This is a genomic window from Corynebacterium sp. NML140438 (genome assembly GCF_001875725.1).
GTDB lineage: Bacteria > Actinomycetota > Actinomycetes > Mycobacteriales > Mycobacteriaceae > Corynebacterium.
This window is the reverse complement of sequence record NZ_MLCQ01000029.1, coordinates 156,246-176,398: the sequence shown is the minus strand read 5'-3', so window position 1 is coordinate 176,398 and position 20,153 is coordinate 156,246. Positions and strand designations below refer to the sequence as shown.

Sequence of the window (20,153 nt, the reverse complement as noted above, 5' to 3'; positions counted from 1 at the left end):
CCTCAGAAACGCCTAGAACTTGCCTAGAACTTGGAGAAGCGCTTGATGAGTTGCAGCTCCATCTCGTTCCACGCCTCAGCCTTATCCGTAAACGGTGCGGACGGGACGTAGCCTGCGGCTTCAGTGGAGCCGAGCATGTATGCCAGGTAGTCCTGCATACGTGGGTTTGCCAGGAGGAAGGAATTGAGCGAGTCGTCCTTGGCCCAGTCGGCGGCGTCGGCAAGCAGCTCGTAGGCCTTCGCCATCTGCTTGGTATCGACGGCATCAACGCCCTGCTTGATGTCCTGCGCGATGCCGTTGAACGAGTAGGAGTTGTCCGGGTGAACGGTGACCTCGAGCTCGCCGGCGTTAGCCAGGGTGACCAGGTCAGGCCAGGTGGCGACGCCAGCCAGGTCGTGGTCATCATTCTCGATGATCCAACGGCCAAGGTGCTTCGTGGACGGGAAGGTGAAGATTTCGCCGTACTTGCCCAAAAATACCGGGTTGGAGCCCAGGTAGGTGCGCAGCGTGTAGACGCTCTTGCCCTGGATAGAGACCTTGACCGGGTCGATGCCGGCGCGCGCCCACGCGGAGTTGTCGTAAGGGTCTTGCGATTCCTGCTCCGCCTGTTCCTGCTCGGCAGCCTGCTGCTGTGCCTCCTCGCGGGCCTGCTGTGCGGCCTCAATGGCTGCGGCAGCGGCGCTGACGGCAGCGGCGTCGATGGAATCCGTTGGCACCACGCGGACCGACTCATCGAGGGACTTGACTACGTCCTCCCAGTTAGCCAGCACGACTCGGCCGACGCCCGACCACTCGTCCATGCCGTTCTCACCCTGGTAATGGTCCGAGCCGCGGTTGACATTGCCCAGAATTGAGTGGGAGGCGAAGAAAATCAGCGCAGGCTCTGCCGCTGAGACCTCTGCGAGGGAGCGCGAAATCTGCAGCACGCGGGACAGGTGCGAGACGTTCTCGTGGCTCGGGCGGCCAGCAAGCAGCTCCGGCGCACCGATGATGTCGAAGTACTGCTTGTCATTCGGTACAACGCGGTCGTCGCCCTGGTTGGAGAACTGCTCCCACTTCGGGTGGTCCGCAAGGTCGTGCTTCGGCGTGTTGTTCATGTACGCGAGCAGCGCCTCGGGGGATTCGAACACGAGCACCGAGTTTTCATCGCCGAAAAAGGCCTGCCACTCGGAGCCGTGCTCCTTCCAGGTTGGCGCCCACAGGGTGTAGAAATCGCCGTCGGTCAGTGAAAGCTTGACGGGCAAAATAGCACGGGTAATCATGCAGCAAATCTATCACGCTGTCGGGCGCCAGAAACCTTTGAAGGCCATTCCCATGTTTTCTGTCCGCACTGGATTCATCTGAACCGGGTCGCCGGCTTCGATGAGCATTCCGTCGCCGGCGTACATCGCGACGTGCCCGTCCCACACCGCCAGGTCGCCAGGCTGCAGGTCTTCGTAGCGAACCTGCTGCCCAATGTTTTGCTCCTGTGCAAGGCGAGGGAGCTCCACCCCGGCCTGGCGGTAGGCCCAGCTGGTCAGTCCGGAGCAGTCGAACCCGCCCGGAGCAGATCCACCCCATGCGTACCTGGTGCCGAGCTGCTGCTTCGCCGCCGCAACCGCAGCCTCACCTGCTGCCGAGCCTCCCCGAGCGGGCGGAGGCCCCGCCTGCTGCACAGCGGCAAGCTGCGTGATTTCCTGCTTCGGAGGGGCGATGTCGCGCGCAGTGATGTGGCGCTCGAGCTCGTGCATGGCGGCCTTCGCCCGAGCATTTGCCGCAATAGCTGGCTGGCTCGCGGCGTGGGCGACAATTTCCGTCAGCTGCTTGGCCAGCGGGGTGAGATCGTTCGCCAGTCCGTTGAGCGTGAACCCAGCCCGGGTGACCGCAAACGCGACCTGGGCGGCGATATCGATCCCCGCTGCGATCGCAGTTGCGGGGTTGAGCAGCAGTGGTATGAGCGGCTGGGTTGCTCTGATGAGATCAACCACGATGCCGCTTAAGTCCTTAGCAGCAAAGAACACGAGGCCGCTCGCCTGGCCGAACACCTTGACAATGGTGTCGCGATCTTTCCCCAGCAAGTTGGCGGCATTGCGCAATACTTGGCCCGCAGGGTGAGCTCCCACGAACGCGGCCAAAGGCTCGATGTCGGAAAAGTCAGGAGTGGAAAGGGACGGAAGTTGGGGAAGTGGGGCAGGAACGTGTCGCAGAATGAGCTGCGCTGCCGCGATCGGGTCAATGCCCGCAGCTAGTGCAGCCATCACAGCACCGCCTGAAGCCGCTGGCTGAAGCGCTCATCGACACTGATGGCGGCTTGCACCGCTTTGAGCATCGCGAACGCAACGCGACTTGCTTCCTCACTGAGGGCCTCGCTTCGCGCGTTTTCCTGCTCTACTGCTTGCGAGAGTGCCTGGCTGAACTCCGCGAGTGGCCACACATTTGGCACTGGAACGTTGGGCAACGGTTGCAGCGCAGCCGCGTCGTCACGTAATGAATCAGCGTGCGAATGGATGGTTGATTGGTCAAAAGCGAAAGTAGTCATATGAGTTGGACGCACGGAGTCAGTAATCGGTTCCCTGCGAATTTCAATTACCATGTGAGTTATGGAAATTACCGTTGTTGACCACCCCCTGGCAGCCTCCCGCCTGACACTGATGCGTGACGAGCGAAGCGACAACACTGCGTTTCGCGCCGCACTCGCTGACCTGGGGGCGATGCTGATTTATGAAGCATCGCGTGACCTGAAAACCGAAACGTTTGAAACCAAAACTCCGGTAGCAACCGCCACCGGCGTTCGTTTGGAAAAACCCCCAATCATTGTTCCCATTATTCGTGCCGGCCTCGGCATGATTGACCCCGCACTGTCCATGATCCCGGACGCACAGGTCGGCTTCATCGGCATGGCACGCGACGAGAAGACCCACCAGCCGGTTCCGTACCTCGAGGCGTTGCCCGATGACCTGTCCGGTCAGCCTGTGTTCCTGGTCGACCCGATGCTGGCAACCGGGGGTTCCCTCATCCACGCGATCGAATTGTTGGAGGGCCGCGGGGCAGACGACATTACTTGTGTGTGCATGGTCAGTGCGCAGCCGGGCGTCGATAAGTTGAAGCAGCATGGTGGGTCAGTGCGGCTGATCACTGCCGTTATTGACCCAGGGTTGAATGAGGATGCGTACATCGTGCCGGGCCTTGGTGACGCCGGAGACAGGTTATACGGGCCACGCAACATTGACCTCTAGGCAAAACGCCGTGCGTCGGGTATAATCACCGGAAGTTTGCTACGTACACGAGGGGGTATACGTGTTCTTCCAGGGGAGTTTAGGCGCACGGTTTTCGGATGTTGATTCGGACCAGTACTGGGCCAGCTACGCGTTTGCATTAGGGGAGAGAATTCGCGCCCTGCGCACCATGCAGGGGTTATCGCAGGCGTACCTGGCGGAGCGCGCGGGGATCTCGCGGTCCCTGCTGTCCAACTTGGAGCGCAACAGCTACAACAGAAATAGGGCTGCTGACCCCACGCTTTCGACGATCTACAGGATCGCCGCCGCGCTCGATGTTTCGCCGCTCCAGCTGCTGCCGGCCGACGAGGAGCAGGAGGCGGAACACTCCAAGTCGCAAGATTCGGTGGAGATGGGCGTAGAATCAGTGCCACAATAAGGCGCAGTGGGAGCCACGCGCACAAATGCTGGGTGAAGGGTGAGCAACACAATGACGGCCGGAGGAATTGCGCGCGCGGTAGACCAATGGGTCCAGGAACACCACTCGACGATGGTGGAATGGCGCCGTCATTTTCACTCGTTCCCTGAGCTTTCTAACCAGGAATTCGCCACCACAGAGTTCATCGCGAAGGTGCTGCGTGAGCACGGCCTGGAGCCGGTTCTCTTTCCGGGCACCGGTCTCTACGTTGACCTGGGGCCGAAGGACGGTAAGCGGCTCGCGTTCCGCGGCGATATCGATGCCCTGAAAGTACCGGAGCAGACAGGCCTGCCGTTCGCATCGCAGCACCCGGGTGTTTCCCACGCGTGCGGGCATGATGTGCACACGACGGTGGTGCTCGCACTCGCGTGTGCCTTATCGACGATCCAGCTGCCGCTCGGCGTGCGCATCATCTTCCAACCGGCGGAGGAAGTCATGAACGGCGGGGCACTCGACGTCATCGAGTGGGGTGCGCTGCAGGACGTCGCGAGTATTTTTGCCCTCCACGCCGAACCGAAACTGCGCGTGGGGCAAGTCGGTGTGCGCACGGGCGCGATCACGTCCGCGTCGGATGTGCTGCGCATTACCGTCAACGGGCCGGGTGGGCACACGTCGCGCCCGCAGCTCTCGGCGGATGTCGTGTACGCGCTCGGGGCGCTGATCACGCAGCTGCCTGCGCTGCTGTCGCGCCGGGTCGACCCGCGGACGGGCACGGTGCTGGTGTTCGGGCACGTGGAGTCGGGAGATGCGGCGAACGCCATCCCGAAGACTGGTGAGCTGCTGGGCACGCTGCGAACGGCAGATATCGGGACGTGGCGCATCCTCGAAGACCTGGTCACCGACCTGATTGACCTGGTGGTCGCGCCGACCGGATGCACGTACCACCTGGACTACATGCGCGGCGTGCCGCCGGTGCTCAATGATGACGCCGCGACCGCACTCGGAGTTCAAGCAGGCCGCAGGATCGACCCCCACGCGGTGGTGACCGCGCCGCAGTCATCCGGCGGCGAGGACTTCTCCTGGTACCTGGAGCACGTGCCGGGGGCGATGTTCAGGCTTGGTGCGTGGAGCGGTGAGGGGGAGATGCAGGACCTGCATCAGGGCGATCTCAATATTGATGAGCGTGCCCTTGAGGTGGGGGTGCGGTTGTTCGGAGGGGTCGTCGAAAAATATGCGGAAAACCTCAGCTAGTGCAACTTTTGGTGGGTATCGAAGCAGCGTACGGCGGTGTAGAATAGTCAAGTATTTGTGTGAACGACGAAGACCGTTGAGGAGTATGTAGGTGTCGAAGAAGATCGTCATTATTGGCGGAGGGCCGGCTGGTTACGAGGCCGCGCTGGTCGCATCAAAGTACGGGGCCGATATCACCATCGTGGAAGACAACGGTTTGGGCGGCTCCGCTATCCGCAAAGACGTTGTCCCTTCGAAGGGCTTCATTGCCGGAGCCAACATCAAGACCGACCTTCGTCGTGCAGACGATATGGGCCTCAACCACGGACTGGGTGAGGCCCAGCTTTCGTTGAGTGCCCTCAATGAGCGTGTGATCGCGCTGGCGGAGAAGCAGTCGAGTGACATTAAGAAGCAGCTAGAGCAGCGCGGTGTGCGCCTCATTCAGGGGCGCGCACGGTTCGCTGACCAGCAGGTTGGACACACCACGCACCGCGTGGAGGTGTGCTGCGAGGGCAACGACACCGAGACCATCGACTGCGACATGGTGCTGGTGTGCACCGGCGCGAATCCGCGCGTGCTGCCGGGCGCTGAGCCGGACGGTGAGCGCATCCTGAACTGGCGCCAGATGTACAGCCTGCAGGAGATGCCGACGCACCTGATCGTGGTCGGTTCCGGCGTGACTGGCGCCGAGTTTGTTTCTGCGTTTGCTGAGCTTGGTGTCAAGGTGACCATGGTGGCGTCGCGCGACCGCATCCTGCCGCACGACGACGCCGATGCCGCTGACGTGCTCGAAGACGTACTCGCTGGCCGTGGCGTGCACCTGGAGAAGCATGCCCGTGTGGAGTCCGTGACGAATACCGGCGACGGCGTGGTGGTCCGCACGACGGACGGGCGCGAAATTACCGGCTCGCACGTGATGATGTCCATTGGTTCAATTCCGAATACGGCGGACCTCAACCTGGAGGCAGCCGGTGTGGAAGTCGCGCCGTCGGGCCACATCGTTGTTGACCGCGTGTCGCGCACCAACGTCGCTGGCATTTACGCCGCGGGCGACTGCAGTGACCTGATGCCGCTGGCATCCGTCGCAGCGCAGCAGGGTCGCATTGCCGTCGACCACGCCCTGGGTGAGGGGGTTTCGCCGGTGCGTTTGAAGACGGTGGGCAACGCGGTCTTTACCCGACCGGAGATCGCAGCGGTTGGCGTGACGCAGCAGCAGATCACCGACGGCGAGGTCGACGCGGACATCTACAAGCTGGACTTGGCGACGAACCCTCGCGCGAAGATGCGCTCCCTCCAGCATGGTTTTGTGAAGATTTTTGCCCGCAAGGGTTCCGGCCAGGTGCTCGGTGGCGTGATTGTCGCCCCGACTGCCTCGGAGTTGATCCTGTCGCTGACCATCGCGGTGGCGAACGACCTGACTGTGCGTCAGCTGGCGAATTCGATGGCGGTGTACCCGTCCCTGTCCGGTTCGATTACAGAGGCGGCACGCAGGCTGATTGCTAAGTCCGATCTGGACTAGTACCCGACCTCGGTACCCGGGTGAGAGCTCGGTGGCCCCGGAAACGCTCGCTGCGGGCACGATGTGCGCGGGCAGGTAGCGCAGCCGGGGCCAATTTTTGTCGCCGACTCGGGGGAGATGTTCAGCCCGTCGGCGTAGATCATGCGTTGGGCGAACGCGATATCGCAGCCCAACACCACCGCGTGCTCCCGGCGCGGGGAGTCGAAACCGACGACGGGGCCCTGCACCATGCGGGCGATCCACAAGTAGGTCCGCCCGTCCGGCATGACGGCGACCTGGCGCGTCACCCTGTTCGAGGTTTCAAACGCGCGGTGCACGACCCACAAGGGGCAGCCCCCGCCATGGCGTGAGAAGTGAAACGCGGTCGACGACTGGCGCTTCGAAATATTGCCTGCCCGGTCTGTGCGAACGAAGACGAACGGGATTGCTTCCGCGCCGGGGCGCTGCAAGGTGGCGAGGCGTTGGCAGGTGGACTCGAAGCCGGTGCCGAAGCGCGCTGAGATGACGTCGATGTCGTAGCGGGTTTCCTCGGCGGCCTGAAGGAGTTCGGCGTAGGGCATGGTGACGGCCGCGGCGAAGTACTGCGCCAGCCCGTGGCGGGCAAGTTGAACGGGTTCGGGTTGTGTTGCCTCATTGAAGGTGTCGCGCACGTATTCGTCGATGAGTGCGGCGAACGCGGTGCGGCCGTAGTGGTAGGCGAGTTCGAAGCACTGCTGCGCTTCGGTCAGGCCGGTGCGTAGGCGGATCTCGCGCTGATTGTGTTGCAGGGTAGAGCGGGGGCCGTGGGCGTACTGGTTGAAGCGCACTTGGATGCCGTATTCGCGGTCGAAGGTCGCGGCGAGCCGGGTCAGTCGCAGTTGTCGGTTCGCGGTGTGCGCGGCGAGCTGTTCGGCTGCGACGTCGAGTTCGTGGAAGTAGTTCTTGTGGTTTTGGAAGAACTCGCGGACTAACGCGTGGGGATGTTCGGGGTCGGCTGTTTCGGGAGAGGGCAGCGCCCGGAGGGTATTTGCGATGTCGGGGAAGCGCTGTGCGAACTCGTGCAGTTGCGGTTGTGGAATGCGCGGGAGGAGTTCGGACAGCTCGTTGACCACACGTTGGTCTTCGTCGGGGGAGAAGAAGGTGGGGGAGAGCTGAAACACGTTGGTGAGTTGGAGGAGCACACTGACGGTGAGGGGACGCTGGTCGTTTTCGAGCTGGTTGAGATAGCTCGTTGAGATGTCGATTCGGCGGGCCATTTCCCCTTGTGTGAGTTCGAGTTCACGGCGGAGCGTCTGTATCTTTGCCCCCGCGTACAGCTTTGTCATGAGTGCTTTTCCTCGGTTTTGTGTGTCTATGCAGCGCAGTTAGCAGGGTTTGCAGAGTCAATTGAATTTGTACGCAGAAGTTTACAGGCAAAAATCATGGCCCGCATCACATTTTGCTTCTTAGTATGAGCTGCAACATCGACAACGTTTCGCAGATGCGGAACTTCAGCAAAAGACGAAGGAGCCGAGATGATCGAACACAATGTGCGCACGCACCGTTCGGCAGAAGATTTCCCGATTGAAGAGCACCTCGCATACAAGATTGCAAAGGTTGCGGCAGACCCGGTAGAGGTTCCTGCAGAGACAGCCGAGATGATCATTAATCGCATCATCGACAACGCCGCGGTCGCTGTTGCTTCCTACGGTCGCCGCCCAGTCGCCACCGCCCGCGTGATGGCGGAGGCGCACCCGGTTGCCGAGGGTGGCGCGCAGATCTTTGGTGTCGACGGTGCCTACTCCGCAGAGTGGGCCGCGTTTGCGAACGGTACCGCGGTCCGCGAGCTGGACTTTCACGACACCTTTCTTGCAGCGGAGTACTCTCACCCGGGCGACAACATTCCGCCGATTCTCGCAGTCGCACAGCACAAGGGGCTCGACGGCAAGGCGCTGATCCGCGGTATCGCAACCGGCTACGAAATCCAGGTCAACCTGGTGAAGGGCATGTGTCTGCACGAGTGGAAGATCGACCACGTGGCGCACCTTGGCCCGTCGGTTGCCGCTGGGCTGGGCACCATGCTGGACTTGGACGTCGACACCATCTATCAGGCGGTTGGCCAGGCGCTGCACACCACGACGGCGACGCGCCAGTCCCGCAAGGGCCTCATCTCTTCCTGGAAGGCGTCCGCCCCAGCATTCGCGGGCAAGATGGGCATCGAAGCCGTTGACCGCGCGATGCGCGGCGAGGGCGCACCCGCACCGATCTGGGAAGGCGAGGACGGCTTCATCGCGTGGATGCTGCACTCCCCAGAGCGCACCTACGTTGTGCCGCTGCCGGCGGACGGTGAGGCGAAGCGCGCAATCCTGGAGACCTACACCAAGGAGCACTCGGCCGAGTACCAGTCGCAGGCGCCGATCGACCTGGCGCGACGCATGAAGCAGACCATTGTGGACGCAGGCAAGTCCACCGCCGACATCGAGTCCATCGTGCTGCATACCTCGCACCACACCCACTACGTCATCGGCACCGGCGCGAACGACCCACAGAAGATGGATCCGAAGGCATCTCGCGAGACCCTCGACCACTCGATCATGTACATCTTCGCCGTGGCACTCGAGGACGGCACGTGGCACCACGTTGATTCCTACGCACCCGATCGCGCGAACCGCCCTGAGACGGTCACGCTGTGGCACAAGATCTCCACTGTGGAGGACCCGGAGTGGACGCGCCGCTACCACTCGCAGGACCCGAACGAGAAGGCGTTCGGTGCGAAGGCCGTCATCACCTTCAACGACGGCACCGTCATCGAGGACGAGATGGCCGTGGCGGATGCGCACCCGCTGGGGGCGCGCCCATTTGCCCGTGAGCAGTACATCCAGAAGTTCCGCACGCTGGCGGAGGGGATCGTCGATAAGGAAGAGCAGGACCGTTTCCTTGCGGATGTGCAGAACCTCGAGCAGCTCACCGACCTGAGCAAGCTCAACATCACGGTCAACGCAGACGCGCACGCCAACGCGCCCCAAATTCCAGGAGGGATTTTCTAAAATGTTTGTTCCTGATACAACGCCGAACGAGCGCCGACTGGCGCTGCGGGCCTCACTCGAGTCCGCAGAAATTACAAAACTGCCCGGCGCATTCAACCCGTTGACGGCCCGCCTCATCGAGGACATCGGTGGCTTCGAAGGCGTCTACGTCTCCGGCGCGGTACTCGCCAACGACCTGGGCCTGCCGGACATCGGGCTGACCACATTGACGGAGGTCGCGCAGCGCGGCGGACACATCGCCCGCGCGACGAACCTTCCAGTGCTTATCGACGCCGACACCGGCTTCGGCGAACCGATGTCCGCAGCACGAACCGTGGCTGAGTTCGAAGCCGCGGGGCTTGCTTCACTTCACCTGGAAGATCAGGTCAACCCGAAGCGCTGTGGGCACCTCGACGGCAAGGAAGTGGTGCCGCGTGACCTGATGGTCCGACGCATCAGCGCCGCCGTCCGGGAGCGCCACGACGACGCTTTCGTCATCTGCGCACGCACCGACGCGGCTGGCATCGAAGGCATTGACTCCGCGATCGAGCGCGCCAAGGCCTACGCCGATGCTGGCGCTGACCTCATCTTCACCGAAGCGCTCTACACCGAGAAGGATTTCGAAACCTTCCGCAAGGCCGTCGACATCCCGTTGCTCGCGAACATGACCGAGTTCGGAAAGACCAAGCTGCTCTCCGCAGGCACCCTGCAGGACCTCGGCTACAACGCGGTGATTTGGCCGGTGACCACGTTCCGCCTCGCGATGGGGCAGACCGAGGCCATGCTGCGCGACATCGCGGAAACCGGCACGCAGGAGCCGTGGCTCGACCGCATGCAGCACAGGTCCCGCCTGTACGAGCTGGTCAAATACGAAGACTTCAACCAGTTTGACCAGTCCGTCTTCACCTACTCGAAGGACACGTACTCGTCCACGTTCGAGTAGTCCCTAGTACTCAACTCTCATCCCAATCACTATCCCGAAAGGACTCATCCCATGACCACTCAAGAAATCAAGAAGGGCCTCGCTGGCGTCGTTGCGGACTACACCGCAATCTCCAAGGTCAACCCGGAGACCAACTCCCTGCTGTACTATGGCTACCCGGTCCACGAGCTCGCCGAGCACTGCACCTTCGAAGAGGTTGCGTACCTGCTCTGGCACGGCGAGCTGCCAGACAAGTCGGGCGCGGAGGAATTCCGTCTCGGCTGCATGAACAACCGCGACATCGATGAGGAACTCATCCAGGTGATCAACTACCTGCCGAAGGACTGCCACCCGATGGACGTGCTGCGCACCGCAGTGTCTTTCCTGGGCACCCGCGACGAGTACAAGTTCACCCCGGACGCTGACCACATCCGCAAGATCGGCACCGAGCTGCTGGCGAAGCTGCCGACGATCGTCGCGACCGATATCCGCCGCCGCCAGGGCAAGGGCTACATCGCCCCGAGCAAAGACAAGGGGTTCTCGGAGAACTTCCTCTGGATGGTCTTCGGGGACGAGGAAGGCTCCCCGGCAACCATCCCGTCGGATATTGAGGCGTTTGAGAAGACCATGATTCTCTACGCGGAGCACTCCTTCAATGCCTCCACGTTCACCGCTCGCACGGTGACCTCGACGCAGTCTGACGCTTGGTCGGCGATCACCGCGGCAATCGGTGCGCTGAAGGGTCCGCTGCACGGTGGCGCAAACGAGTTTGTCATGCACCACATGAAGGAAATCGACGACCCAGCCAACGCTGAGCAGTGGTGCCTGGACAAGCTGAAGAACAAGGAGCTCGTCATGGGCTTCGGCCACCGCGTGTACAAGAAGGGCGACTCCCGCGTGCCGACCATGGAGGCTGCGTTCAAGAAGCTTGCCGCAGAGCACAAGGACAAGGGCGCCGAGAAGTGGGTGGAGATCTACGACATCATGGCAAAGACCATGTACGAGAACACCTCCATCAACATCCGCCCGAACCTTGACTTCCCGTCCGGCCCGTCCTACTACATCCTGGGCTTTGACATCGAGTTCTTCACCCCACTGTTCGTGATGAGCCGCATCACCGGCTGGACCGCGCACATCATCGAGCAGTACGAGAACAACTCGCTGATCCGCCCACTGTCCGCCTACAACGGCCCGGAAGAGCGTCACCTCGACGGCACCTACCAGCCGCAGTAAACATGATCGACGGGTGGTCCGCCTTCGCCGCGGGCCATCCGTTTTGTTTGTTTTGCCTGAAGGCGCGGTGCCGCTGACCCCAACATGGGGGGTAGTCGCTGCGGGAAGGAATGCAATTCTTGGTTTTCCCGTGGCGTGGACCCGACCTGCGTTAAGATTGTCAGGCCAACCAAATAACATTCAAACTGTCACCCATGTCACAGTATGAAAGGATTGCATCGATGGAGCAGCTCCCCCTGAATGACCTTCCGTCATTCAATAAGATCTTGGTAGCAAACCGCGGCGAAATCGCGGTGCGTGCTTTCCGAGCAGCATTCGAAACGGGTGCAAAGACCGTCGCGGTCTACCCACGCGAGGACCGTAAGTCCTACCACCGGCCGTTCGCCGACGAAGCCGTCCAGATCGGCGTCGAGGGCCAGCCAGTCAAGGCGTACCTCGACATCGACGAAATTATCCGGGCAGCGAAAGCAACCGGCGCCGATGCAATTTACCCAGGCTATGGCTTTCTCTCGGAGCGCGCGGAACTTGCGCGCGCCTGCCGAGACAACGGCATTAAGTTCATCGGCCCCAGCCCGGAGACGCTCGAGCTGACCGGCGACAAGGCAGCCGCAGTACACGCAGCTGAGCGCGCCGGGCTGCCGACGCTGAAGGACTCAGAGCCATCGTCGGACCCTGCTCACCTCGCCGAATTGGCGAAGGACTTCACCTTCCCGATCTTCGTCAAGGCGGTCGCTGGTGGTGGCGGGCGCGGTATGCGCTTCGTCGAGAAGATCGAAGACGTTGAGCACCTCGCGGCGGAAGCGTCCCGCGAAGCGGAGGCCGCGTTTGGCGACGGCAACGTCTACCTCGAGCGCGCGGTCATCCGCCCGCAGCACATTGAGGTGCAAATCATGGCGGACTCCCACGGCAACGTGGTCCACCTGTTTGAGCGCGACTGCTCCCTGCAGCGCCGCCACCAGAAGGTCGTCGAGATCGCTCCGGCGCAGCACATCACGCAGGAACAGCGTGAGCGCATTTGCCAGGACGCGGTGAACTTCTGTAAGGAGATCAACTACGAGGGCGCCGGTACCGTCGAGTTCCTCGTTGACGAGCAGGGCAACCACGTCTTCATTGAGATGAACCCGCGTGTCCAGGTGGAGCATACCGTCACCGAGGAAATCACCGGCGTGGACATCGTGAAGAACCAGATGTACATCGCTGCGGGCGCGAAGCTCGAGGACGTGCACCTGACCCAGGACCTCATCGAGATGAACGGTGCGGCGCTGCAGTGCCGCATCACCACGGAGGACCCGAACAATGGGTTCCGCCCAGACTCCGGCGTGATCACCGGGTACAGCTCCCCGGGTGGCGCGGGTGTGCGCCTCGACGGCTCCGCAAACGTCGGTACCGAGATCACCCCGAACTTCGACTCGCTGCTGGTGAAGATGACGTGCCGTGGCCGCAACTTCCAGGTCGCGGTTGACCGTGCGCTGCGCGCGCTCAACGAGTTCACCGTCACCGGTGTCTCCACCAACATTGGCTTCCTGCGCGCACTGCTGTCCGACAAGGACTTCCGCTACAAGCGCATCAACACCGGCTTCATCAACGATCACCCGTACCTGCTTGATGCGCCTGCTGCTGCGGACGATGCGGGCAAGATCCTCGACTACCTGGCGAACGTGACCGTCAATAAGCCGAATGGCCCGCGCCCGACCTCGATTCGTCCTTCGAAGAAGCTGCCGGAGCTCAACTACGGCGATCTGCCACGCGGCTCCCGCGACGACCTGCTGGAGCTCGGCCCGACGAAGTGGGCGGAGAAGATCCGCAACCAGACGGCGCTCGGCGTGACCGAGACGACGTTCCGCGACGCGCACCAGTCGCTGCTGGCAACGCGCATCCGTACGAACACGCTGGTGGCTGCGGCGAAGCACGTCGGCCACATGACGCCGCAGCTCGCCTCGGTAGAGGCGTGGGGCGGTGCCACCTACGACGTCGGCATGCGCTTCCTACACGAGTCCCCGTGGATGCGTCTCGACGCCCTGCGTGAGGCCATCCCGAACGTGAACATCCAGATGCTGCTGCGCGGCCGCAACACGGTGGGCTACACCCCGTACCCGGATTCGGTGACGAAGGCGTTCGTGAACGAAGCGGCGTCGTCAGGCATTGATATCTTCCGCATCTTCGATGCTCTCAACGACGTCTCCCAGATGCGTCCCGCCATCGAGGCCGTCCTGGAGACGAACACCACCGTCGCCGAGGTCGCGATGGCGTACTCCGGCAACCTGCTTGATCCTGCTGAGGACATCTACACGCTGGACTACTACCTGCGTCTGGCCGAAGAGATTGTCGACGCCGGCGCTCACGTCCTCGCGATCAAGGACATGGCGGGCCTGATGCGTCCGGGCGCCGCAGCGAAGCTCGTCAAGGCGCTACGCGAGCGCTTCGACCTGCCAGTGCACGTGCACACCCACGACACCGCTGGCGGCCAGCTGGCGACCTACCTGGCGGCAGCAAATGCTGGCGCGGACATCGTGGACGTGGCGTCGGCACCGCTGGCGGGTACCACCTCGCAGCCTTCGCTGTCCGCACTCGTTGCGGCGTTCGCGAACACCGAGCGCGACACCGGCATCGACCTGCAGGCGGTCAGCGACCTTGAGCCGTACTGGGAGGCTGTGCGCCAGGTGTACGCACCGTTCGAGTCCGGTATCCCTGGCCCGACCGGCCGCGTGTACAAGCACGAAATCCCAGGTGGACAGCTCTCCAACCTGCGCACGCAGGCGAAGGCGCTCGGCCTGGGCAACCGCTTCGAGCTCGTCGAGGACTACTACGCCGCGGTCAACGAGATCCTCGGCCGCCCGACAAAGGTCACGCCGTCCTCGAAGGTTGTCGGTGACCTCGCGCTGCACCTGGTGGGTGCGGGCGTGGACCCGAAGGACTTCGCGGAGAACCCACGCAAGTACGACATCCCCGAGTCCGTCATCGGCTTCCTGCAGGGTGAGCTGGGGACCCCTCCGGGCGGCTGGCCGGAACTGCGTGACAAGGCGCTCGAGGACCGCCAAGCAGTCGACCACACGGTGGACGTGCCTGAGGAGCTCGCGGGCGATCTTGCCACCGATGACCACGTGACTCGCCGTGCCGCGCTGGATCAGCTGCTGTTCCCGAAGCAGTACAAGGAGTTCCTGGAGCACCGCCGCACCTATGGCATCACGGACCACCTGTCCGACCGCACCTTCTTCTACGGCCTCGTTGAGGGCGAAGAGACAATGATTTGGTACGGGGAGCGCGAGGAACACCTGCCACCGCTCGTGGTGAACCTTGACGCTGTCGGCGAGCCCGATGCGAAGGGTATGCGCCAGGTCATCCTGACTGTCAACGGCCAGATCCGCCCGATGCAGGTCAGGGACGAGAACGCCGAGTCTACAGTCGCCGAGGTGGAGAAGGCAGATCCGTCGCAGGAGGGCCACGTCGCGGCGCCGTTCGCTGGTGTGGTGAACGTGACCGTCAAGCCTGGCGATGAGGTCAAGGCCGGCGACCAAGTCGCTTCGATCGAGGCGATGAAGATGGAGGCCGCGATCTCCGCGACGAAGGACGGCACCATCGAGCGGGTCGCCTTCACACAGCCAACCAAGGTGGAGGGCGGGGACCTGGTCGTCGTGATCTCCTAATGTGGCTGGTCGCCGCAGTTAGCCGACGTTGCAGTCAAACACCATGACATTGGCAACGTCGGCGACTGCGGTGAAGCCGAACTGCTCGTAACGGTGGCGCGCACGCTCGTTGTCTGGGTCAACCCAGAGAGCGACGCGGGGCGCGCCTTGTTGCGCTGCGAGCTCAATCACCGCGCGCAGCAGCTTCGACCCGAGCCTGTGGCCGGCGAAGCGGCGCTCCACAGCAATGGCGAGCTCTGGTACGTCGGGCCCAAGGTTGGCGTGGCCTGCGTCCGGGGTATCCCAGTAGCGCAGCCACACGCCACCGGCGGGGGTGCGGAACTCGTCGCAGGCGATGATTCCGCCGTCGCGCTCGGGATCCCAGTGGTCCACGTAGTCGGTGACACCGAGGCGTTCCTCGTGGCCGACGGGCGCGGTCTCATCCCCGAACACGTCCGCGAGAAAGTTCAAGCGCTGCAGGTACATGCGGTCAGACTCGGTGGCCTGACGCAGGGTAAACGACTTGTTTTGTGTCATGGTGCCTACTGTAACGCGGGCTGCACAGGTAGATGCAGATAGGCGCAGTTCGGGCAGTGCGGTACCCTGTGGCCTATGCGAGGAGGAATGACACGTGGCATCGGGGCGATCACCGTGGCGTTGACCCTCGGCGTTTGGCACGGTGCCGCGGTGGCGGCGCCGGTAGTGCAGCAGGGCGGTCTCATCGTCGTTGGCGGTAACGTGAAGTGTACCGTCGCGATGAACGATCCAGACCAGGGCGTGAGCTACACCAGCGCCCACTGCGGGCACAACGGGGACCGGGTCACCGTCAACGGCGCCGAAGGCCTTACCGGAACGTTTCTCCCTTCGCCGCTGTACCGCGATGAGGAAGGCTACACCGCGAATGACTGGGCGATGGTGCTGTGGGACGACGACGTGGCACTTGGCCCGAACTGGCTGAGCGGGGACACGCTTATTCCCCCGGGCACGGAGTTGACCTCGAAGGATCGCGTGTGCACGTACGGCGGGGTGTCCAAGTCGAAGCGTTGCGGCACGTTTGCCGCTCGCCTCGGCAACACGGTGTTTGCCACGTTGCCGGACGGCCAGCCGGGCGACTCAGGCGCGCCCGTCTGGGTCGAAGGCAAGGGCATGATCGGGCCGTACTCGGGCATAAGCAAGATCTCGTCCTCCTCCGGATCGCGGGGCCTCGCGCGGGCGGTGCACCCGGAAGACGGCAGGGACTACAGCGTTGATGAGGAAATCAGTGTGCTCAAGCGCAAGTTTCGTATCGACGGCCCCGTCACGCATACCGCGCAGCGCCCAGTAGAAACCGCCGCGCACGTGGGCGCTCAGCTAGGAAAGCGGCTGGAATCGCTGTCCTCCGAGGGCGACTCCGCGGTGCGCGGCGTGCTTCCCGTGGTGCTGGCCATCGTGTTAGGGGTGTTGGTGGCAGCCGCGCCAGATATCGTCTCCATCGCGGAGTCCTGGCGCTCGATCGCGGCAGCTAGAGGTCAATAACCATAGTGCCCGGGCGCGGGGCGTCGGGGACGTCCCGGAAGCCAAACTTTTCGTAGACGTGGCGGGCTTTGGGGTTGTCGGCGTCGACAGATAACGCGAGCTGCCGGGCGCCCTTGTCGCGCGCGAGCTCGCAGGCCTGCTCAATCATCGTGCGCGACAGGCCCTTGCCTTGTGCGCGCGACTCGATCGCGATGGCGAACTCGGGGACATCCGGCCCGAGGTTCGCCCACCCGACGGCGGACGCATCTTCCCAGAACCGCAGCCAGATCGCCCCGGCTGGCACGCCGAGGGCGTCGTAGACGATGACGCCGCCGTCGCGCTCCGGGTCCCAGTCGCCGATGTAGCCCGCGGCGTAGGTGGGGTAGTCGGTGAACAGTTCGCTCGACTCGTCGCCGTGGGCTTCGGCGAGGAAGTAGATGCGTTCGAGGTAGGTGCGGTCGGACTCAGTAGCCCGGCGGAAGCGGAAGCTCATGGCTACTTCAGCTCCATGATGGTTGTGCCCTTGGACACCTGTGCGCCCTGCTCGACGGCCAGGCCCGTCACTACGCCGTCCTTGTGCGCCTTGACCGGGTTCTCCATCTTCATGGCCTCGAGGACCACGAGGACGTCGCCCTCGGTAACCGTGTCGCCCTCGGTGACGTTGAGCTTGAGCAGCGTGCCTTGCATCGGGGCAGTGACGGCGTCGCCGGATGCAGCAGCTTTCGCAGCGGATGCGCGGCGCTTCTTTGGCTTACGGGCAGGACCGGCACCAGGCACAAGCGCGGAAGGCAGGGCGACCTCGATGCGTCGCCCATCCACCTCAACAGCAAACACCTGCTTCTCGACGCCTCCTTCGCCCTCAACGGCGCCGTCTTCGGTTGGAGCAGCAGGCATCTCGCCGTCCCACGCCTCTTCGATCCAGCGAGTGTAGACATCGAAGGAGGAGCCGTCGCCGACAAAGGCGTCGTGCTCTACCATGGCGCGGTGGAACGGGATAACAGTCGGGATGCCCTCGACGACGTATTCCGCAAGGGCGCGGCGCGCGCGGCGCAGCGCTTCTTGGCGGGTTGCGCCGTACACGATGAGCTTGGCCAACATTGAGTCGAACTGGCCACTAATCGACGAGCCCTCGCGCACACCGGAATCTACGCGGACGCCGGGGCCGGTTGGCTCACGGTACGCGTTGATCGGGCCGGGAGACGGCATGAAGTTCGTTGTTGGGTCCTCGCCGTTGATGCGGAACTCGAATGCGTGCCCGCGTGGCGTGGGGGTTTCCGTGATGCTGAGCTTCTCGCCGCGGGCGATGCGGAACTGCTCTCGCACAAGGTCGAGATCCGTGGTCAGCTCAGTGACGGGGTGCTCTACCTGCAGGCGCGTGTTGACCTCCAAGAAAGACACCAGGCCGTCGGCGCCAACCAGGTACTCCACGGTACCGGCGCCGTAGTACCCGGCCTCCTTGCAGATCGCCTCGGCGGAGCGCTCGATCCGCTCCCACTGCTCGGCAGTGAGGAATGGTGCGGGGGCTTCCTCGATGAGCTTTTGGAAGCGACGTTGCAGTGAGCAATCACGAGTGCCGACGACCACGACGTTGCCGTGCTGATCCGCCAGCACCTGGGCCTCAACGTGGCGGGCCTTATCCAAGTAGCGTTCCACGAAGCACTCGCCGCGACCGAAGGCCGCGGTGGCCTCACGGGTTGCGGACTCGAACAGCTCCGGGATCTCCTCCCGCGTGTGCGCGACCTTCATGCCGCGCCCGCCACCACCGAACGCGGCCTTGATCGCAATTGGTAGCCCATGCTCATCTGCAAACGCAAGGACTTCCTGTTCGTCTGCGACTGGATGCTTCGTACCTGGAGCCATCGGGGCGTCGACAGCTTCGGCGATGGCGCGGGCAGCCACCTTGTCACCCAGCGTGGCGATCGCCTCAGGGGAGGGGCCGATCCAGGTGAGGCCGGCGTCGATAACTTTCTGTGCGAACTCAGCATTCTCCGCGAGGAAACCGTAGCCGGGGTGGACGGCGTCCGCACCCGAATCAGCCGCAACCTTGAGCAGCTTCTCCATGTCCAGGTACGTTTCCGCGGCGGTTTCGCCGCCAAGCGCGAACGCTTCATCGGCAAGGGAAACATATGGTGCGGCCGCGTCACCGTCTGCGTACACCGCAACGGACGCGATGCCTTCATCCTGGGCAGCACGAATGATGCGCACCGCGATCTCGCCGCGGTTTGCAACCAACACCTTGGTCACTTGCTGATTGTGAATAGGCACAAAAAATCCCGTCTTTCTCAAAGAGTCTGAGCTTTGCCGAAATATATCGGATTTTGCCACCTTATGTTACAACTTGCCGGTAGGTCCCAGCGATTCTCATAGCGAGGGGTGTATGAAACGTGTCGCGGGGGCGCGCTTAATCGTACGTGCCCAACAGGTAGCTGGTGGAGGAGCTCCAGCGGTCGTGGAACTTCTCGGTGTCCCCCGAGACCGCTGCGATGCCCCCGTCGGTGGCGCGAAGCTCAGCAGAGTAGTGGTTGACGAAGCCTTCGGCTGTGTAATTGCCGCGCTCCGACCACTCGAAGATTGCGCTGCCGTCCCCGAGCGGCTCGATGCTGTCTATGCGGCCGAAAGCCTTCATCTCTTTGACCGGTTTGCCGTCGACGTAGAACGCTACTCCGTCGGTAATGGAGGCGCCGGTGCCTGCTGGGCGCTCCTTGTCCCCGAGTGAGCCGCGGAAGATGATCCAGCTCAGACGCTTACATGGGTCGTAGGCGTTGTCGATGTCCTCGATCCAGTAGTTGGAGTCGCTGCCATCGTCAGCAGGCATGCGCCCGGGCGTCGAGTTGGAAGGGTATGCCTCACGTGGGTCGTTGGGTAGCTGGGCACACGCATCCGTGTTGTTCTGCTGCGCTGGTTGCTTGGCAGGCGGTGTGGCGGTGTCAGGGGTGTTTGAGGAGGAGGGCTCTTCCACCACGGTGGTCTGCGTGATGGTGATGACGGGTGGTGTGTCCGTCTCGGAGCTGCAGGCGGTGAAGGTCAGTGGTGCCAATATCGTGAGAGTGGCAGCTGATGCGCGGCTGAAAAGCTTGTGTGTCATGGTTTCGTCCTGAGACTAGAGGAGTGTAGCGACGCAGCCCGGGTCGGCGCCGGAAAGCATTTGGTTGCAGGCTATCAGTTTGTGCTTGTCGACGAGCCAGCGCTTACTGCGCGCCAGGGTGTTCGCGCTTGGCTCCGAAGCACTACACTTCGAGGCATGCTACGGACGGACGCGTTTGTTTCAGTTGTTTATTCGGCGGGCAAGGTTTTCGACAACCTCCGTACCGGACGGCTTGCGACTGAGGAGTTCTTGGCGAATGGCAGCACTGCCGGAATCGCCTCGCGGGCTGACTTGCAGCTGCTCCAAGACCTGCAGGACGCTGCACGAATTGCGCTGCGCGCGAAACACGATCGGCAGCCGGTGACCGCCGAGCTTGTGTGCGCACTCAACGCCGCGATCCTATGCGTAGCCGCGGGGTGCAGACACGGGGAAAGTGATTCCTGGCAGCCAA

The 20,153-nt window shown here is 62.9% G+C and carries 17 protein-coding genes; 9 read left to right on the top strand and 8 right to left on the bottom strand.

Going from position 1 to position 20,153, the window contains the following annotated elements; translation table 11 throughout:
- Positions 1-23: 23 nt before the first annotated feature.
- Genes BJP08_RS09380 through BJP08_RS09370 form a run of 3 tightly spaced genes read right to left on the bottom strand, consistent with a single transcriptional unit; the run spans position 24 to position 2,572 of the window.
- On the bottom strand, positions 24-1,262 hold the full coding sequence (locus BJP08_RS09380; protein WP_071569333.1) for a hypothetical protein: 1,239 nt from the start codon (positions 1,260-1,262) through the stop codon (positions 24-26).
- Positions 1,263-1,274: 12 nt separating this feature from the next.
- A complete protein-coding gene (locus BJP08_RS09375; RefSeq protein ID WP_083428500.1) occupies positions 1,275-2,237 on the bottom strand; it encodes a C40 family peptidase in 963 nt (320 codons plus the stop codon).
- A complete protein-coding gene (locus tag BJP08_RS09370; protein WP_143110091.1) occupies positions 2,237-2,572 on the bottom strand; it encodes a hypothetical protein in 336 nt (111 codons plus the stop codon). Before BJP08_RS09370 ends, BJP08_RS09375 begins: the two co-directional genes overlap by 1 nt.
- Positions 2,573-2,579: 7 nt before the next feature.
- On the opposite strand from BJP08_RS09370, the gene upp reads away from it, so the two are divergent.
- The 4 genes from upp (at position 2,580) to BJP08_RS09350 (ending at position 6,361) form a co-directional block, all read left to right on the top strand.
- Complete coding sequence (gene upp, locus BJP08_RS09365) at positions 2,580-3,215, top strand: uracil phosphoribosyltransferase (protein ID WP_071569331.1); 636 nt, start codon at positions 2,580-2,582, stop codon at positions 3,213-3,215.
- A 61-nt stretch (positions 3,216-3,276) separates the two neighbouring features.
- The gene (locus BJP08_RS11225; protein WP_255364816.1) at positions 3,277-3,633 is read left to right on the top strand and encodes a helix-turn-helix domain-containing protein; all 357 of its coding nucleotides are present in this window, start codon (positions 3,277-3,279) and stop codon (positions 3,631-3,633) included.
- A gap of 51 nt (positions 3,634-3,684) precedes the next feature.
- Positions 3,685-4,863, top strand: coding sequence for an amidohydrolase (locus BJP08_RS09355; RefSeq protein ID WP_071569330.1), 1,179 nt, complete (start codon positions 3,685-3,687; stop codon positions 4,861-4,863).
- A gap of 91 nt (positions 4,864-4,954) precedes the next feature.
- Positions 4,955-6,361 carry an NAD(P)H-quinone dehydrogenase gene (locus BJP08_RS09350; RefSeq protein WP_071569329.1) on the top strand — a complete coding sequence of 469 codons (1,407 nt, stop codon included), beginning with the start codon at positions 4,955-4,957 and terminating at the stop codon, positions 6,359-6,361.
- Here the strand turns inward: BJP08_RS09350 and BJP08_RS09345 are convergent.
- A complete protein-coding gene (locus tag BJP08_RS09345) occupies positions 6,358-7,665 on the bottom strand; it encodes a short-chain fatty acyl-CoA regulator family protein (RefSeq protein WP_071569328.1) in 1,308 nt (435 codons plus the stop codon). The genes BJP08_RS09350 and BJP08_RS09345 overlap by 4 nt on opposite strands.
- Positions 7,666-7,854: 189 nt before the next feature.
- Here BJP08_RS09345 and prpD point away from each other — a divergent pair, with 189 nt between their 5' ends.
- From prpD to BJP08_RS09325, 4 genes are all read left to right on the top strand, one after another.
- Positions 7,855-9,366, top strand: coding sequence for a 2-methylcitrate dehydratase PrpD (gene prpD / locus BJP08_RS09340; protein ID WP_071569327.1), 1,512 nt, complete (start codon positions 7,855-7,857; stop codon positions 9,364-9,366).
- Between the two features lies 1 nt (position 9,367).
- Positions 9,368-10,288: a methylisocitrate lyase gene (prpB, locus tag BJP08_RS09335; RefSeq protein ID WP_071569326.1), complete on the top strand. Its 921-nt coding sequence runs from the start codon at positions 9,368-9,370 to the stop codon at positions 10,286-10,288.
- Between the two features lie 51 nt (positions 10,289-10,339).
- Positions 10,340-11,500, top strand: a complete 1,161-nt coding sequence (locus tag BJP08_RS09330; RefSeq protein WP_071569325.1) for a bifunctional 2-methylcitrate synthase/citrate synthase — start codon at positions 10,340-10,342, stop codon at positions 11,498-11,500.
- Positions 11,501-11,694: 194 nt separating this feature from the next.
- Positions 11,695-15,144 (top strand): pyruvate carboxylase, encoded by a 3,450-nt coding sequence (locus BJP08_RS09325; protein ID WP_255364815.1) that lies wholly within the window; start codon positions 11,695-11,697, stop codon positions 15,142-15,144.
- An 18-nt stretch (positions 15,145-15,162) separates the two neighbouring features.
- On the opposite strand, the gene BJP08_RS09320 is transcribed toward BJP08_RS09325, so the two are convergent.
- Positions 15,163-15,660, bottom strand: coding sequence for a GNAT family N-acetyltransferase (locus BJP08_RS09320; RefSeq protein ID WP_071569323.1), 498 nt, complete (start codon positions 15,658-15,660; stop codon positions 15,163-15,165).
- 87 nt (positions 15,661-15,747) lie between these two features.
- Between BJP08_RS09320 and BJP08_RS09315 the strand changes: the two genes are divergently transcribed.
- Positions 15,748-16,638: a hypothetical protein gene (locus BJP08_RS09315; RefSeq protein ID WP_071569322.1), complete on the top strand. Its 891-nt coding sequence runs from the start codon at positions 15,748-15,750 to the stop codon at positions 16,636-16,638.
- Here BJP08_RS09315 and BJP08_RS09310 read toward each other — a convergent pair.
- From BJP08_RS09310 to BJP08_RS09300, 3 genes are all read right to left on the bottom strand, one after another.
- Positions 16,625-17,110 (bottom strand): GNAT family N-acetyltransferase, encoded by a 486-nt coding sequence (locus BJP08_RS09310; protein WP_071569321.1) that lies wholly within the window; start codon positions 17,108-17,110, stop codon positions 16,625-16,627. The genes BJP08_RS09315 and BJP08_RS09310 overlap by 14 nt on opposite strands.
- A gap of 2 nt (positions 17,111-17,112) precedes the next feature.
- Complete coding sequence (locus tag BJP08_RS09305) at positions 17,113-18,882, bottom strand: acetyl/propionyl/methylcrotonyl-CoA carboxylase subunit alpha (RefSeq protein ID WP_071569320.1); 1,770 nt, start codon at positions 18,880-18,882, stop codon at positions 17,113-17,115.
- A 136-nt stretch (positions 18,883-19,018) separates the two neighbouring features.
- Positions 19,019-19,702, bottom strand: coding sequence for a hypothetical protein (locus BJP08_RS09300; RefSeq protein WP_071569319.1), 684 nt, complete (start codon positions 19,700-19,702; stop codon positions 19,019-19,021).
- Positions 19,703-20,153 lie beyond the last annotated feature (451 nt).